The organism is Streptococcus oralis subsp. oralis (assembly GCF_002096435.1).
Taxonomy (GTDB): Bacteria; Bacillota; Bacilli; order Lactobacillales; family Streptococcaceae; genus Streptococcus; species Streptococcus oralis_AA.
Map to the genome: position 1 here is coordinate 554037 of NZ_NCUI01000025.1, position 13817 is coordinate 567853.

The 13817-nt window shown below is 42.1% G+C and carries 15 protein-coding genes; 11 read left to right on the forward strand and 4 right to left on the reverse strand.

The features are described from left to right. Positions 1 to 19: 19 nt before the first annotated feature. Entirely contained in the window at positions 20 to 1819 is a 1800-nt protein-coding gene (locus tag B7723_RS08975; RefSeq protein ID WP_084849459.1) for an N-acetylmuramoyl-L-alanine amidase, read from the reverse strand. A gap of 45 nt (positions 1820 to 1864) precedes the next feature. Further along, positions 1865 to 2773, reverse strand: coding sequence for a LysR family transcriptional regulator (locus tag B7723_RS08980; protein ID WP_084849458.1), 909 nt, complete (start codon positions 2771 to 2773; stop codon positions 1865 to 1867). 102 nt (positions 2774 to 2875) lie between these two features. Here B7723_RS08980 and B7723_RS08985 point away from each other — a divergent pair, with 102 nt between their 5' ends. The 3 genes from B7723_RS08985 to B7723_RS08995 all read left to right on the forward strand — a co-directional run bounded on the left by B7723_RS08985 (position 2876) and on the right by B7723_RS08995 (position 3785). Next, complete coding sequence (locus B7723_RS08985) at positions 2876 to 3109, forward strand: YqgQ family protein (protein ID WP_000646473.1); 234 nt, start codon at positions 2876 to 2878, stop codon at positions 3107 to 3109. Beyond that, positions 3106 to 3486, forward strand: coding sequence for a rhodanese-like domain-containing protein (locus tag B7723_RS08990; protein WP_084849457.1), 381 nt, complete (start codon positions 3106 to 3108; stop codon positions 3484 to 3486). Before B7723_RS08985 ends, B7723_RS08990 begins: the two co-directional genes overlap by 4 nt. Before the next feature lie 71 nt (positions 3487 to 3557). Then, positions 3558 to 3785, forward strand: a complete 228-nt coding sequence (locus B7723_RS08995) for a hypothetical protein (protein ID WP_001156567.1) — start codon at positions 3558 to 3560, stop codon at positions 3783 to 3785. Between the two features lie 39 nt (positions 3786 to 3824). On the opposite strand, the gene B7723_RS09000 is transcribed toward B7723_RS08995, so the two are convergent. Continuing rightward, positions 3825 to 4550, reverse strand: a complete 726-nt coding sequence (locus B7723_RS09000; protein ID WP_084849456.1) for a 16S rRNA pseudouridine(516) synthase — start codon at positions 4548 to 4550, stop codon at positions 3825 to 3827. A 157-nt stretch (positions 4551 to 4707) separates the two neighbouring features. Between B7723_RS09000 and typA the strand changes: the two genes are divergently transcribed. From typA to tnpA, 8 genes are all read left to right on the forward strand, one after another. After that, positions 4708 to 6549, forward strand: coding sequence for a translational GTPase TypA (gene typA / locus B7723_RS09005; protein ID WP_000164119.1), 1842 nt, complete (start codon positions 4708 to 4710; stop codon positions 6547 to 6549). A 19-nt stretch (positions 6550 to 6568) separates the two neighbouring features. Then, positions 6569 to 6823: a DUF3165 family protein gene (locus B7723_RS09010; RefSeq protein ID WP_000262661.1), complete on the forward strand. Its 255-nt coding sequence runs from the start codon at positions 6569 to 6571 to the stop codon at positions 6821 to 6823. Between the two features lie 117 nt (positions 6824 to 6940). Next, positions 6941 to 8293 carry a UDP-N-acetylmuramoyl-L-alanine--D-glutamate ligase gene (gene murD, locus B7723_RS09015; RefSeq protein WP_084849455.1) on the forward strand — a complete coding sequence of 451 codons (1353 nt, stop codon included), beginning with the start codon at positions 6941 to 6943 and terminating at the stop codon, positions 8291 to 8293. Between the two features lies 1 nt (position 8294). Next, positions 8295 to 9353: a UDP-N-acetylglucosamine--N-acetylmuramyl-(pentapeptide) pyrophosphoryl-undecaprenol N-acetylglucosamine transferase gene (locus B7723_RS09020; RefSeq protein ID WP_084849454.1), complete on the forward strand. Its 1059-nt coding sequence runs from the start codon at positions 8295 to 8297 to the stop codon at positions 9351 to 9353. Between the two features lie 9 nt (positions 9354 to 9362). After that, the gene (locus B7723_RS09025; protein WP_084849453.1) at positions 9363 to 10517 is read left to right on the forward strand and encodes a cell division protein FtsQ/DivIB; all 1155 of its coding nucleotides are present in this window, start codon (positions 9363 to 9365) and stop codon (positions 10515 to 10517) included. Positions 10518 to 10762: 245 nt separating this feature from the next. Beyond that, positions 10763 to 11464: an orotidine-5'-phosphate decarboxylase gene (pyrF, locus tag B7723_RS09030; protein ID WP_084849452.1), complete on the forward strand. Its 702-nt coding sequence runs from the start codon at positions 10763 to 10765 to the stop codon at positions 11462 to 11464. A gap of 33 nt (positions 11465 to 11497) precedes the next feature. After that, entirely contained in the window at positions 11498 to 12130 is a 633-nt protein-coding gene (gene pyrE / locus B7723_RS09035; RefSeq protein WP_084849451.1) for an orotate phosphoribosyltransferase, read from the forward strand. Between the two features lie 195 nt (positions 12131 to 12325). Next, positions 12326 to 12790: an IS200/IS605 family transposase gene (gene tnpA / locus B7723_RS09040; RefSeq protein ID WP_084849428.1), complete on the forward strand. Its 465-nt coding sequence runs from the start codon at positions 12326 to 12328 to the stop codon at positions 12788 to 12790. Between the two features lie 154 nt (positions 12791 to 12944). On the opposite strand, the gene B7723_RS09045 is transcribed toward tnpA, so the two are convergent. Continuing rightward, entirely contained in the window at positions 12945 to 13811 is an 867-nt protein-coding gene (locus tag B7723_RS09045; protein ID WP_084849450.1) for a cysteine ABC transporter substrate-binding protein, read from the reverse strand. Between the last annotated feature and the right edge of the window lie 6 nt (positions 13812 to 13817).

Genomic DNA, 13817 nt, shown 5'->3' on the forward strand with positions numbered 1-13817 from the left:
GATTTCTCGAGACTATTTTTTACTGACCAGCGTAATATTTTTGGATTCCCTTTACGATGCCTGCGACCAGTTTATCTTGGTAGTGGCTATCTCTGATTTGTTGGTTTTCGGAAAAATTATCCATATAACCAAGTTCTAGGAGAACGGCTGGTTTGGCTGTTTCGCGTAGTACGGCATAGCTGCTCTCCAACAGACCAGCGTCTTTGGCCCCTGTTTCTGCTAGGAGAGAGGAGTGGATGGCAGCGGCGAGGCGTTTGCTTTCACTCATACGATCTGGGTGATTGTGCCAGTATTTATTAATCTTACTTGGATAATCAGGTTCATCGCTATAGGAGTAGGTTTGAATACCGCTCGCTTTTGAGTAGGTATTACCAGTAGCGTTGAAGTGAATACTGATAAAAATATCAGAGTTGGTCTTATTAACCATACGAGAACGCTCGGTAACAAAATCAACGTCAATATCACTATCACGAGAAGTGAGGACCTTGTAGCCTAGTTCTTCTAACTTAGTACGAAGCTTACGGTAAATCTGCATGTTGAGATCTTTTTCAGCTACATTGTAGTAAAAGGCACCTGAATCTCGACCACCATGACCAGGATCTAGGAAAATGGTATTGCTGTATAGGCCTTTTGTAAATCCACCTTCAGTTGAAACTTCAGAAATCCATTGGCCGTATTTTTGGAACAGGTGTTCCTTACCGTCTATCTTGTAAGTTCCTGAAACATAATGTCCATTATCATCTAGGTAGTAGCGTGCTTTGTCAGAGTTATCGTAAATCCATTCGCTCTTTGCCATGTAACCACCTGACTTGAGGTAGTATGCTCCAACCCACTCCTGATTTGCATAACGGCCATCCGCTTTTAGATAGAACCAGCTCTTGTAGGCTTTATCGAAGATCCACTCATTCTCCGCCATGACTCCACTGGTTTTAAGGTAGTAGCTTCCTTTCCATTTGTCTGCTAGCATCCCACCATTCTGGTCGAATGAGTACCAGGAACCTTGAATCTTTTGCCAGTTTTCTTGGACATATCTCCCTGACCCGTTCGCATAGAACCAAGTATCCTTGATTTTGACCCAGTTGTTTTCTGCCATAGCTCCACTCTGGTTGAAGAGGTAACCCTTAAAGGTTGTCGCACTCAGCATTCCACCGTCTTTGTCAAAATAGTACCAAGAACCGTTGATTTTCTCCCATTTATCCTGTGAGATCTTTCCAGAAGGAGCGACATAGTACCAAATTTGGTCTAATTTAGTCCAGCCCTTTTCTGCCATAGCTCCGCTTTTTGTGAGAAGATAGCTGTCAACGGCAGTGTTGCTGAGCATGCTTCCAGTTTGGTCAAAATAGTACCAGGAGCCGTTAATTTTTTTCCAGGTGTTCTGAGCTAGTCGTCCAGAAGAATCAGCATAATACCATTGGTTGTCCAATTTGGTCCAGCTATTTTCTATCATGACACCATCTTGGTCAAAGGCATAGCCTTTGTAGACAGTAGAATGAAGACGATTACCATCTTGATCGAAGTAGTACCATTTGCCTTGGATTTGTTTCCAGTTCAAAGCAGGTTTATCATCTTGGTAAAAACGCCAGTGGTGATTTTCTTGGTACCATCCTTCTTTTTTGGGCTTGTCTTCTTGCACATTTACTTTCGGAAGAACTTCTGATTTAGAGTTTTCCTCAAGACTCGATTCTTTCTTTTCTTCTTTGGCAATTGCTTCCTTGACAGCAGATGTGGATTGAGTTGTGTTTTCTTCTCCTAAGACGGATGCGGGTGCTAATCCTGCGATTGAAAGGATTAAAGCACTGGTCAGTAGTATCTTTTTCACTTTCTATTTCCTAACTTTTTCTTTTTCTCTTTTTCATTTTTCCTATTAATTATCGAATTGAACTTCTTCTAGTAAGTATTCGATAAAGCGTTCGCCCATCTTAGACAGGCTGGTTTTTTCATGCTGGATATAGACTAGTTCAATCTGGTCGTCGATGTCCAACGGAATGGAAACGATATTGTCCCCGTTGAGGTTACTGTTCAAAATTCCTGTTGCAATGGTGTAACCATCTAAACCAATCAAAAGGTTAAAGAGGGTGGCACGGTCACTGACTACGATGGATTTCTTGTGGTGCTCTTGTGAAAGAATCTCCTCTGAAAAGTAGAAGGAGTTGTGCGTCCCCTGGTCGTAACTCAGATAAGGAAAGTCTTCCAAATCAGCCAGTTTGACCTTGTCTTTTTTAGCTAGAGGGTTGGTCTTGCTAACAAAGATATGGGGTTGGGCTGTGAAGAGGTGGTGGGCTAGCAGGTGATTGTCATCTAGCATTTTCGTTAAAACATCGCGGTTGTAGCTGTTTAAAAAGAGGACACCGACCTCGCTACGGAAGTTCTTGACGTCATCGATAATCTCCCAAGTCCGAGTTTCACGAAGGAAGAGCTCGTATTTTTCCATATCACTTTTCTTGAGCAAAGAGACAAAGGCATTGACTACAAAGGCATAGTGCTGAGAGGAAACGCTGAAAAGTTCACGGTGGGCGATAGGATTTTTATAGCGTTCCTCCAGAAGCTGAGTTTGCTCGACAACTTGACGAGCGTAGGAGAGAAACTCCATCCCATCACGGGTCAAGGTGATGCCCTTGGGATTGCGGATAAAGATTTCAATGCCCATTTCATTTTCCAAGTCTCGAACAGCATTAGAGAGACTGGGTTGAGTGATAAAGAGTTGCTTGGCTGCCTCATTCATAGAGCCAGTTTCGACGATTTTGATAATATAGTGTAGTTGTTGAATTCTCATGTTTTTATTGTACCACACTTGCGGAAGAATGGGCAATGAAGACGAAGAAAATAGGGGGAAAGAGCCGGTCCAGTATTGAAAAAAAGTCTAAAATCTGTTAGAATGAAAGCTATGAAAACATTCTATGATGTGCAGCAATTTCTCAAACAGTTTGGCATTATTGTTTATATGGGGAAGCGCTTGTATGATATTGAACTGATGAAGCTCGAACTCTCTCGGATCTATGATGCAGGTCTGATGGACAAGCTAGACTATCTAGAGGCGGAAGCTGTTCTTCGTAGAGAGCACAAGATAGAATTAGACTACATAGAGAAAAATGGAGATAAGAACTTATGACAATTTGGGTTTTGTGGGGAATCGTACTAGCGATGGCGGCATGGATGGGGTATAACTACCTTCGTATTCGTCGTGCGGCTAAGATTGTGGATAATGCAGAATTTGAAGCCTTGATTCGAAAAGGGCAATTGATTGACGTCCGTGAACCAGCAGAATTTCACAGAAAACATATCCTCGGAGCTCGCAATATTCCTTCAAATCAGTTGAAGTCAAGCCTTGCAGCCCTTCGCAAGGATAAACCTGTCCTTCTCTACGAAAATCAACGCGGACAACGAGTGACTAATGCAGCACTTTATCTGAAAAAACAAGGTTTCTCTGATATTTATATCCTTTCTTATGGATTGGATTCTTGGAACGGGAAGGTCAAGACGAGCTAAGATCAAGGAAAAAGATGATAAAGTCGGTCTCCTATACTAAATTAATAAACATTTTAAGGGATTTTCAGAAAATGCAAGAAAAGAAAAAAAATCCACTCTTGGTGGGTATTCTATCTATCATTCTTAGTTTGTTATTTCCGTTGGGAGGTATTGGTTTAGGTATCACTGGTGTATTGTTTGCTAATGAACTTCAAAAAGAATCTGGCTTAGACTTTAAAACAGAGAGAATTGTATCTATTGTAGGTATTGTTCTTTCTGCTCTTAACTGGATTATTGGAATTATCTTACATAAGAGTTAAAGAAGATAAAAAAAGCTTTAAATTTAAAGCTTTTTTCTTTTATCCACTTTTTTCTAAATAGATTTTAATAATTTCCAATTCCTCTGGATTCAAGGGACGATAATGGCCTTCTGCTAGTTCTGGGTCTAATGTAAAATCACCGAATTGGACTCGTTTTAGGGCAGTCACCTTGACACCAACTGATAGAAACATCTTCTTGACTTGATGAAATTTGCCCTCAGAGATAGTGATGGAGGCCCGGCTCTCTGTTGGGTTTGCGGACAGAATTTCAAGCTGAGAAGGTTTACAAGTAGTCCCATCTAAAAAGACAATCCCCTCTTTGAATTTTTGGATATGGTCTGACGTGAGAGGTCCGTTGACTTCCACTTGATAGGATTTATCGACATGGTACTGGGGATGAAGGAGTTGAAAACCAAGAGGTCCATTGTCTGTCAAAAGGAGCAGTCCCGTCGTATCGCGGTCTAATCTGCCGACAGCGTAGAGCTGGTCAGACTGGATGTCAGGTGGGAGGAGGTCCATGACAGTTGGAAGTTTCTTATCCTTGCTAGCTGTAACGACTCCGTTTGGCTTATGAAGCATGAGGTAGTTGTGCTCGTAGCCTTGGATTTGTCGTCCTTGAAAGACTAATTTTTGCAACCCAGTGTCGACATTTTGAGCCAGTGAGCGAGCTGGACAATCATCTACTAGGATTTCTTTTTTTAATAAAGCCTGTTTCATAGCCTTGCGACTGACCTTTTCTTGGGCTAATAATCTATCTAAACGCATACCAGCTTATCTTATCATAAGTCTCTGACTTTGAAAAGAGTTGCCTGACTAGAAAAGTAGAGTGAAAACATTTACACTTAGCTGAACTGTGATTTTTGAATGAGACTGTGGTATAATTGTTCAGTTAGAAATAAAAATTTAAATATTAGAGGAAATCATGACAAAATTAAGAGAAGATATCCGTAACATTGCGATTATCGCCCACGTTGACCACGGTAAGACAACCCTCGTTGACGAATTATTGAAGCAGTCTGAAACTCTTGATGCTCGTACAGAGTTGGCAGAGCGTGCTATGGACTCAAACGATATCGAAAAAGAGCGCGGTATTACGATCCTTGCGAAAAATACAGCCGTTGCTTACAACGGAACTCGTATCAATATCATGGACACACCAGGACACGCGGACTTCGGTGGAGAAGTTGAGCGTATCATGAAAATGGTTGACGGTGTTGTCTTGGTCGTAGATGCCTACGAAGGAACCATGCCACAGACTCGTTTCGTATTGAAAAAAGCCTTGGAACAAGACCTTGTCCCAATCGTGGTTGTTAACAAAATCGACAAACCATCAGCTCGTCCAGCAGAAGTAGTAGACGAAGTATTGGAGCTCTTCATTGAGCTTGGTGCAGACGATGACCAGCTTGATTTCCCAGTGGTGTATGCTTCAGCTATCAACGGAACTTCTTCATTGTCAGACGATCCAGCTGATCAAGAAAAAACAATGGCACCAATCTTTGATACCATTATCGACCATATCCCTGCTCCAGTAGACAACTCAGATGAGCCTTTGCAGTTCCAAGTCTCACTCTTGGACTACAATGACTTCGTAGGTCGTATCGGTATCGGTCGTGTCTTCCGTGGTAGTGTGAAAGTTGGGGACCAAGTTACCCTTTCTAAACTAGATGGTACAACGAAGAACTTCCGTGTTACAAAACTCTTCGGATTCTTTGGTTTGGAACGTCGTGAAATCCAAGAAGCTAAAGCAGGTGACTTGATTGCCGTTTCAGGTATGGAAGATATCTTTGTTGGTGAGACGATTACACCGACAGATGCAGTTGAGCCTCTTCCAATCCTACACATCGATGAGCCAACTCTTCAAATGACTTTCTTGGTCAACAACTCACCATTTGCTGGTAAAGAAGGTAAATGGGTGACTTCTCGTAAGGTGGAAGAACGCTTGCAAGCAGAATTGCAAACAGACGTTTCCCTTCGTGTTGACCCAACGGACTCACCAGATAAATGGACTGTCTCAGGACGTGGAGAATTGCACTTGTCAATCCTGATTGAAACCATGCGTCGTGAGGGTTATGAGCTTCAAGTATCTCGTCCAGAAGTTATCGTAAAAGAGATTGATGGTGTTAAATGTGAACCATTTGAACGTGTTCAAATCGATACTCCAGAAGAATACCAAGGTTCTGTTATCCAAAGTCTTTCTGAACGTAAGGGTGAAATGTTGGATATGATTTCAACTGGTAATGGTCAAACTCGTTTGGTCTTCCTCGTTCCAGCGCGTGGTTTGATTGGATACTCAACTGAGTTCTTGTCAATGACTCGTGGTTACGGTATCATGAACCATACCTTCGACCAATACTTGCCATTGATTCCAGGAGAAATTGGTGGACGTCACCGCGGTGCCCTTGTTTCCATCGATGCTGGTAAGGCTACAACTTACTCAATCATGTCTATCGAAGAACGTGGAACCATCTTTGTCAACCCAGGTACTGAGGTTTACGAAGGAATGATCATTGGTGAAAACTCTCGTGAAAACGATTTGACAGTTAACATCACTAAGGCTAAACAAATGACCAACGTACGTTCAGCTACTAAGGACCAAACAGCGGTTATCAAGACACCTCGTATCTTGACACTTGAAGAGTCGCTTGAGTTCTTGAACGACGATGAGTACATGGAAGTAACGCCTGAGTCAATCCGTTTGCGTAAGCAAATTCTCAACAAGGCAGAGCGTGAGAAAGCCAACAAAAAGAAAAAATCAGCTGAATAAGAGCTAGAAAGAGATAAAGATGGTCTATTTAATCATAGGGATACTCTTATTACTACTCTATGTATTTGCGACACCCCAAAGTATCAAAGGAACAGTCAACATCGTTATCTTGGTCTTTGTAGTTGTTGCACTCTTGATTTTGCTGATGTTGTCCATCTTGCAAATCTTCCAATTACCGACAGAATTCTTTGTCACAATCGCCATGCTGGCTCTAGCCTACTTTAGCTTGAGAGACATTACGCTCATGCCTGTAAAAAAGAGCAGAAGAAGATAAATAGAAAGAGAGCTATGGCTCTCTTTTTCTATGCTAGAATGAGGACTAGAGCATTTTCGTTTAGTATTATTTCCATAAAAATGGTAAAATAGTAGGAGTAGAAATGGAGTTTGAGACATGAAAGTAATCGATCAATTTAAAAATAAGAAAGTACTTGTTTTAGGTTTGGCTAAGTCTGGTGAGTCTGCGGCTCGTTTGCTGGACAAGCTGGGTGCTATTGTGACAGTAAATGACGGCAAGCCTTTTGAGGAAAATCCTGCTGCGCAAAGTTTGCTAGAAGATGGGATCAAGGTTGTCACTGGTGGGCATCCTTTGGAACTCTTGGATGAAGATTTCGCTCTGATGGTGAAAAATCCAGGTATCCCGTATAGCAATCCCATGATTGAAAAGGCATTGGAAAAGGGGATTCCAGTCTTGACTGAGGTGGAATTGGCTTATTTGATTTCGGAAGCGCCAATTATCGGTATCACAGGTTCAAATGGGAAAACAACCACAACGACGATGATTGGGGAAGTTTTAACTGCTGCCGGCCAACATGGTCTTTTGTCAGGAAATATCGGCTATCCTGCTAGTCAAGTGGCTCAAACTGCGACAGCCAAGGACACACTTGTCATGGAACTTTCTTCTTTCCAACTGATGGGTGTTCAAGAATTCCATCCTGAGATTGCGGTTATTACCAACCTTATGCCGACTCATATCGACTATCATGGTTCTTTTGAAGAGTATGTGGCAGCTAAGTGGAATATCCAGAACAAGATGACAGAAGCTGATTTCCTTGTATTGAACTTTAACCAAGATTTGGCAAAAGAATTGGCTACCAAAACACAAGCCACTGTTGTTCCATTTTCAACATTGGAAAAGGTTGATGGAGCTTATCTGGAAGATGGTCAACTCTACTTCCGTGGGGAAGTGGTCATGGCAGCTAATGAAATCGGTGTTCCAGGTAGCCACAATGTAGAAAATGCCCTTGCGACCATTGCTGTAGCCAAGCTTCGTGGTGTAGACAACCAAACCATCAGGGAAACTCTTTCAGCCTTTGGAGGTGTCAAACACCGTCTCCAATTTGTGGATGAAATCAAGGGTGTCAAATTCTATAACGATAGTAAGTCAACCAATATCTTGGCTACTCAAAAAGCCTTGTCAGGATTTGACAACAGTAAGGTTATCTTAATTGCAGGTGGTTTGGACCGTGGCAATGAGTTTGACGAATTGGTGCCAGATATTACAGGGCTCAAGAAGATGGTTATCCTCGGTCAATCTGCAGAACGTGTCAAACGGGCAGCGGATAAGGCTGGTGTGGCTTATGTAGATGCGACAGATATTGCTGATGCGACTCGCAAGGCTTATGAGCTAGCGACTCAAGGAGACGTGGTTCTCCTCAGTCCTGCTAATGCTAGCTGGGATATGTATGCTAACTTTGAAGTACGTGGAGATCTTTTCATCGACACAGTAGCGGAGTTAAAGGAATAATATGAAAAAAATTGTCTTTACAGGTGGGGGGACGGTTGGACATGTCACCCTCAACCTTTTGTTAATGCCCAAGTTCATCGAAGACGGCTGGGAAGTTCACTATATTGGTGATAAACACGGAATCGAACACCAAGAAATCCTCAAGTCAGGTTTGAATGTGACCTTCCACTCTATTGCGACTGGGAAGTTGCGTCGCTATTTCTCTTGGCAAAATATGCTGGACGTGTTTAAAGTTGGTTGGGGAATTGTTCAATCGCTCTTTATCATGTTACGACTGCGTCCACAGGCTCTTTTTTCTAAGGGAGGATTTGTCTCTGTACCGCCGGTTATCGCAGCGCGAGTGTCAGGAGTGCCTGTCTTTATTCATGAATCTGACCTGTCTATGGGCTTGGCCAATAAAATTGCCTATAAATTTGCGACCAAGATGTATTCAACCTTTGAGCAGGCTGCTGGTCTCGCAAAAGTCGAGCATGTGGGAGCAGTGACCAAGGTTTCAGACCAAAAAACTCCTGAACCAGATGAATTGGTAGATATCCAAACCCACTTTAATCCTAAATTGCCAACGGTATTGTTTGTTGGTGGTTCTGCAGGAGCTCGTGTATTTAACCAATTAGTGACAGATCATAAGCAAGAACTGACAGAGCGCTACAATATTATCAATCTCACTGGAGATTCAAGCCTCAATGAGTTGAGTCAAAATCTCTTTCGTGTTGACTATGTGACGGATCTCTATCAACCCTTGATGGAGATGGCAGATGTGGTGGTGACGCGTGGCGGTGCCAATACGATTTTCGAGCTCTTGGCCATGGCGAAACTCCATCTCATCGTACCATTGGGTCGTGAAGCAAGTCGAGGAGACCAGATTGAAAATGCAGCCTATTTTGTTAAGAAAGGTTATGCAGAAGAACTTCAAGAAAGTGACTTGACCTTGGAAAACTTGGAGGCGAAACTCAGTCACTTGCTTAGTCACAAGGACCAATACCAAGCAAGCATGAAAGCTTCGACTGAATTGAAATCTCTTGCAGATTTTTACGATCTACTAAGAAAAGACCTAGCATAAGGAATATCAATGTCAAAGGATAAGAAAAAAGAATCAAACCAGAAGCAAGAATTGTCTGAATGGCAGAAACGAAACCAGGAATATCTGAAGAAGAAGGCTGAGGAAGAAGCTGCCCTTGCTGAAGAGAAGGAAAAGGAAAAACAAGCTCGAAAGGAAGCCAACTCGAAACTATTGGAGGAATCCAAGAAATCATCGAGTGAGTCAGATGAGGAAGCCTCAAGTCCAAGCAAGGAACCATCCGAAAAAGAAGAAAAATCTCAAAAGGATGACCAAAAAGTCAAAGAGGAAAAAGAGAAGAAGAAAAAAGAAAAACCAGAAAAACCTGCCAAGCCTAAAATTGCGCCTGTTCATATTTGGCGAGCTGTGAGTATCTTGGTACCCAGTGTCCTGGTCCTCCTTCTTTCAGTCTATTTGTTGACTCCACTTTCGACCATCAAAAATATCGAGGTTAAGGGAAATAGTAACACCCAGGCGGATGACATCAAACAGGCTTCTGGAATTCAAGATAGCGACTATACCTTAGCCCTATTGTTGGATAAGGAAACATACGCTGAGCGAATCAAGTCCAACCATTGGATAGAATCAGCGAAGATTAACTATCAATTTCCGACTAACTTTACGATTGAGGTTAAGGAATTCGATATTGTTGGTTATTATGTGTCTGGTGAAGAACATTATCCTATTCTTTCTAGTGGTACGGTAGAGTCAACTCCTGTTGATCGCTTAAACTTGCCTGAGACTTATCTGACAGTTACCTTTAACGATGAGCAGCAGGTGAAAGAACTGATAACGGGATTGTCTACTATCAGTGAGGATATCAAGAGTCAAATCCAGAAAATCGAATTAGCGCCGAGCAAGGCAACAGCAGATCTTTTAAAAATTACCATGCTGGATACAGATGAGATTTTGGTTCCCCTATCAGAATTGAGCAAGAAATTGCCTTATTACAGCAAAATCAAGCCACAATTGTCAGAACCGAGTGTAGTCGATATGGAAGCTGGAGTATACAGCTATACGATAGCGGATAAATTGATAGAAGAGGCTGAGGAAAAAGCCAAGCAAGAGGCCAAGGAAGCTGAGAAGAAAAAACAGGAAGAAGAAAAGAAAAAACAAGAAGAACAAGGAAATCAAAGCCAAACGAGCCAGCAATCACAGAGTCGATAGACTAACTTTTCCTCTTGATTTTGAATGGTATAGAAATCCAGTTTCGAGTTTTTGCTTGACAAGTCCTACTATAAATAATAGAATAGAAAAAACCCTTTAAAGCAGTCCAGGGAGGCAGCTAAGGTTAGACGGTGAAAGGGTGGAGACTACCCATTTTTCGTGGAACCTTGCTGTTGGCAGGTTCCTTTTTTCGTGGTTTGTTTTTGACCATACTCTCTTGCTCGTAAAGGTAAAAGGAGAAAGGTATGCGTGAACATCGTCCAGTTATTGCTCTTGATTTTCCTAGTTTTGAGGCGGTCAAGAAATTTTTATCTCTTTTCCCAGCAGAAGAAAGTCTTTATCTAAAAGTAGGGATGGAGCTTTATTATGCGGAAGGTCCTGAAGTTGTCCGTTATTTGAAGTCATTGGGGCATAGTGTCTTTTTGGACCTCAAGCTACATGACATTCCCAATACAGTTAAATCGGCTATGAAGGTCTTATCTCAGCTTGGTGTTGACATGACCAATGTTCATGCTGCTGGTGGTGTGGAGATGATGAAGGCTGCGCGTGAAGGTCTTGGGACACAAGCAAAATTGATCGCTGTGACCCAGCTTACATCAACGTCAGAAGCCCAGATGCAGGATTTTCAAAATATCCAAACCAGTCTTCAAGAATCGGTCATTCACTATGCTAAGAAGACAGCTGAAGCGGGCTTGGACGGTGTCGTTTGCTCAGCTCAGGAAGTCAAGCTTATCAAAGAAGCAACAAGCAAAGATTTTATCTGTCTGACACCAGGAATTCGTCCGGCGGGAGCTGCGGTTGGAGACCAAAAACGCGTCATGACGCCAGCGGATGCTTATCAAATCGGTAGTGACTATATCGTAGTAGGACGTCCCATTACCCAAGCTGAGGATCCTGTTGCAGCTTATCATGCTATCAAGGATGAATGGAACCAAGACAGAAATTAAAGAAATAGATTATAAAAACAAAAGGAGAATACTATGACACTTGCTAAAGATATCGCTAGCCACCTCTTGAAAATCCAAGCCGTTTACCTCAAACCAGAGGAGCCTTTCACTTGGGCATCAGGTATCAAATCGCCGATTTATACGGACAACCGTGTGACGCTTGCCTATCCAGAAACTCGTAGCTTGATTGAAAATGGTTTTGTGGAAGCTATTAAAGCAGAATTTCCAGAAGTAGAAGTGATTGCAGGAACTGCGACAGCAGGGATTCCTCACGGAGCGATTATTGCTGACAAGATGAACTTGCCTTTTGCCTACATCCGCAGCAAACCAAAAGACCACGGAGCTGGTAACCAAATCGAAGGTCGCGTAGCTCAGGGGCAAAAGATGGTTGTTGTTGAAGACCTCATTTCAACGGGTGGGTCTGTTCTTGAAGCCGTAGCAGCTGCTAAATGCGAAGGAGCCGATGTTCTTGGTGTCGTAGCTATTTTCAGTTATCAATTGCCAAAAGCAGATAAGAATTTCTCAGACGCAGGTGTGAAATTGGTGACTCTTTCAAACTACAGTGAGCTGATTCACCTAGCCCAAGAAGAAGGTTACATTACTCCAGAAGGATTGGACCTTCTAAAACGCTTTAAAGAAGACCAAGAGAATTGGCAAAACGCCTAAAATATAGAAAATCAGGTAGTCACTAGGATTACCTGATTTCTGTTTATTATGTGACTATTAGTCCGTCTCGCTCCGCAAGGTGCGAGACAAATAAACCACCCGCTATGCGGGTGCGCATCGAAGGTTATACCAAAAAACTCCAAACGCGATACAGTAAAGGTGTTCAAGCCAATTGTAAAGCGAAAGGAGAAAAATATGGCACAAAAGGCACATAGTTTATCACACACAAAGTGGATGTGTAAATATCACATTGTGTTCACCCCTAAGTATAGACGAAAAGTAATTTATAATCAATATCGAAGCAGTTTGGGAGAAATATTCCATCGATTATGTAGTTATAAAGGTGTTGAGATTATCGAAGGTCACTTAAAGCCAGACCATGTACATATGTTAGTCAGTATTCCACCGAGGATAAGTGTTTCAAGTTTCATGGGGTATTTAAAAGGTAAAAGTGCACTCATGATGTTTGACAAACACGCCAACCTCAAGTACAAGTTTGGGAATCGGCATTTCTGGGCAGAAGGTTATTATGTAAGTACAGTAGGGCTTAATGAAGCCACAATTAAGAAATATATTCAAGAACAGGAAAAGCATGATATAGCACTAGATAAATTAAGTGTAAAAGAATATGAGGATCCCTTTAGGGATAGTGGTAAGTAATACTAAAGCCTCTTTAAGAGGCAAGTGACGAGTCAAGAGCAATGAGGCTTGAACAACGTGAAAGCCAGCGCCTTTAGGCGCTGGCTGGTAATTTGGGCTTATAGCCCTAGTGCAAACCACCCGTTAGACGGGTGGTTATGATTTTCGAAGAGTATTAGTCGACTTTTCCACCTTCAACAACTAGATCATCTGCCTTAGCAGCATCACCGTAGGTTGGATGAAGTGTCTTTTCATAAGCCTTGTGGAAGAAGTTTTCTTTACCTAATTTTTCAATTTCTTGGTTGATGTAGTCAAGAAGTTCTTGATTACCCTTTTGAACTGCTGGCGCAATAGTATCTGGATCTCCGAGGGAAGAAATTCCGACTTCATATCCTTTGTTTTCAAGTGCCCAAGCTAGGACTTCCGTATTGTCAGTAGAGAAGGCATCTCCACGTCCGTCAAGAAGGGCTTGGTAGGCATCGCTATACTGGTCGTATTTTTGGAGTTTTACTTCTGGGTGATTTTTCTCAAAATAAGTTTCAGCAGTTGTTCCTTTTGTAACAATCAAGGTTTTGCCTTCTAATTCTTTAACGTCTTTGATGACTTTATCTTTTGGTGACACAACACCGAGGGAAACTTTCATGTAAGGAAGGGCAAAGTCAACTTGTTTCTTACGTTCGTCAGTAACTGTGAAGTTGGCAAGGGTGATATCCACCTTGTTTGAAATCAAGTATTCCGCACGGTTGGCAGCATCGACGGAAACGTATTTAACTTTCACACCAAGGTCTTGTGCCAGTTGGTTCCCAAGTTCAATATCGTAACCTTGGTAAGAACCGTCGTTGTCAACATAACCAAATGGTTTTTTGTCTCCAAATACGGCGATTCGAAGCTCACCGCTTTTTTTGATTTCGTCAATAGTGCGGGCCTTGGCGGTTGTTTTTCCTGATGAAGCATCAGAGCTTCCACCTGAGCTACAAGCTGTGACAAAGATAAGTGTAAATGCTAGAGCAAAAACAGTTAGAATTGGTTTGAGTAGTTTCATAAAAAT

Coding starts and splice junctions, on each gene's coding strand:
- B7723_RS09025 (WP_084849453.1), top strand. CDS start 9,363: ATGTCAAAGGATAAGAAAAAAGAATCAAACCAGAAGCAAGAATTGTCT.
- pyrE (WP_084849451.1), top strand. CDS start 11,498: ATGACACTTGCTAAAGATATCGCTAGCCACCTCTTGAAAATCCAAGCC.
- B7723_RS09000 (WP_084849456.1), bottom strand. CDS start 4,550: ATGCGTTTAGATAGATTATTAGCCCAAGAAAAGGTCAGTCGCAAGGCT.
- tnpA (WP_084849428.1), top strand. CDS start 12,326: ATGGCACAAAAGGCACATAGTTTATCACACACAAAGTGGATGTGTAAA.
- B7723_RS09045 (WP_084849450.1), bottom strand. CDS start 13,811: ATGAAACTACTCAAACCAATTCTAACTGTTTTTGCTCTAGCATTTACA.
- B7723_RS09010 (WP_000262661.1), top strand. CDS start 6,569: ATGGTCTATTTAATCATAGGGATACTCTTATTACTACTCTATGTATTT.
- B7723_RS08995 (WP_001156567.1), top strand. CDS start 3,558: ATGCAAGAAAAGAAAAAAAATCCACTCTTGGTGGGTATTCTATCTATC.
- B7723_RS08990 (WP_084849457.1), top strand. CDS start 3,106: ATGACAATTTGGGTTTTGTGGGGAATCGTACTAGCGATGGCGGCATGG.
- B7723_RS09020 (WP_084849454.1), top strand. CDS start 8,295: ATGAAAAAAATTGTCTTTACAGGTGGGGGGACGGTTGGACATGTCACC.
- B7723_RS08980 (WP_084849458.1), bottom strand. CDS start 2,773: ATGAGAATTCAACAACTACACTATATTATCAAAATCGTCGAAACTGGC.
- typA (WP_000164119.1), top strand. CDS start 4,708: ATGACAAAATTAAGAGAAGATATCCGTAACATTGCGATTATCGCCCAC.
- murD (WP_084849455.1), top strand. CDS start 6,941: ATGAAAGTAATCGATCAATTTAAAAATAAGAAAGTACTTGTTTTAGGT.
- B7723_RS08985 (WP_000646473.1), top strand. CDS start 2,876: ATGAAAGCTATGAAAACATTCTATGATGTGCAGCAATTTCTCAAACAG.
- pyrF (WP_084849452.1), top strand. CDS start 10,763: ATGCGTGAACATCGTCCAGTTATTGCTCTTGATTTTCCTAGTTTTGAG.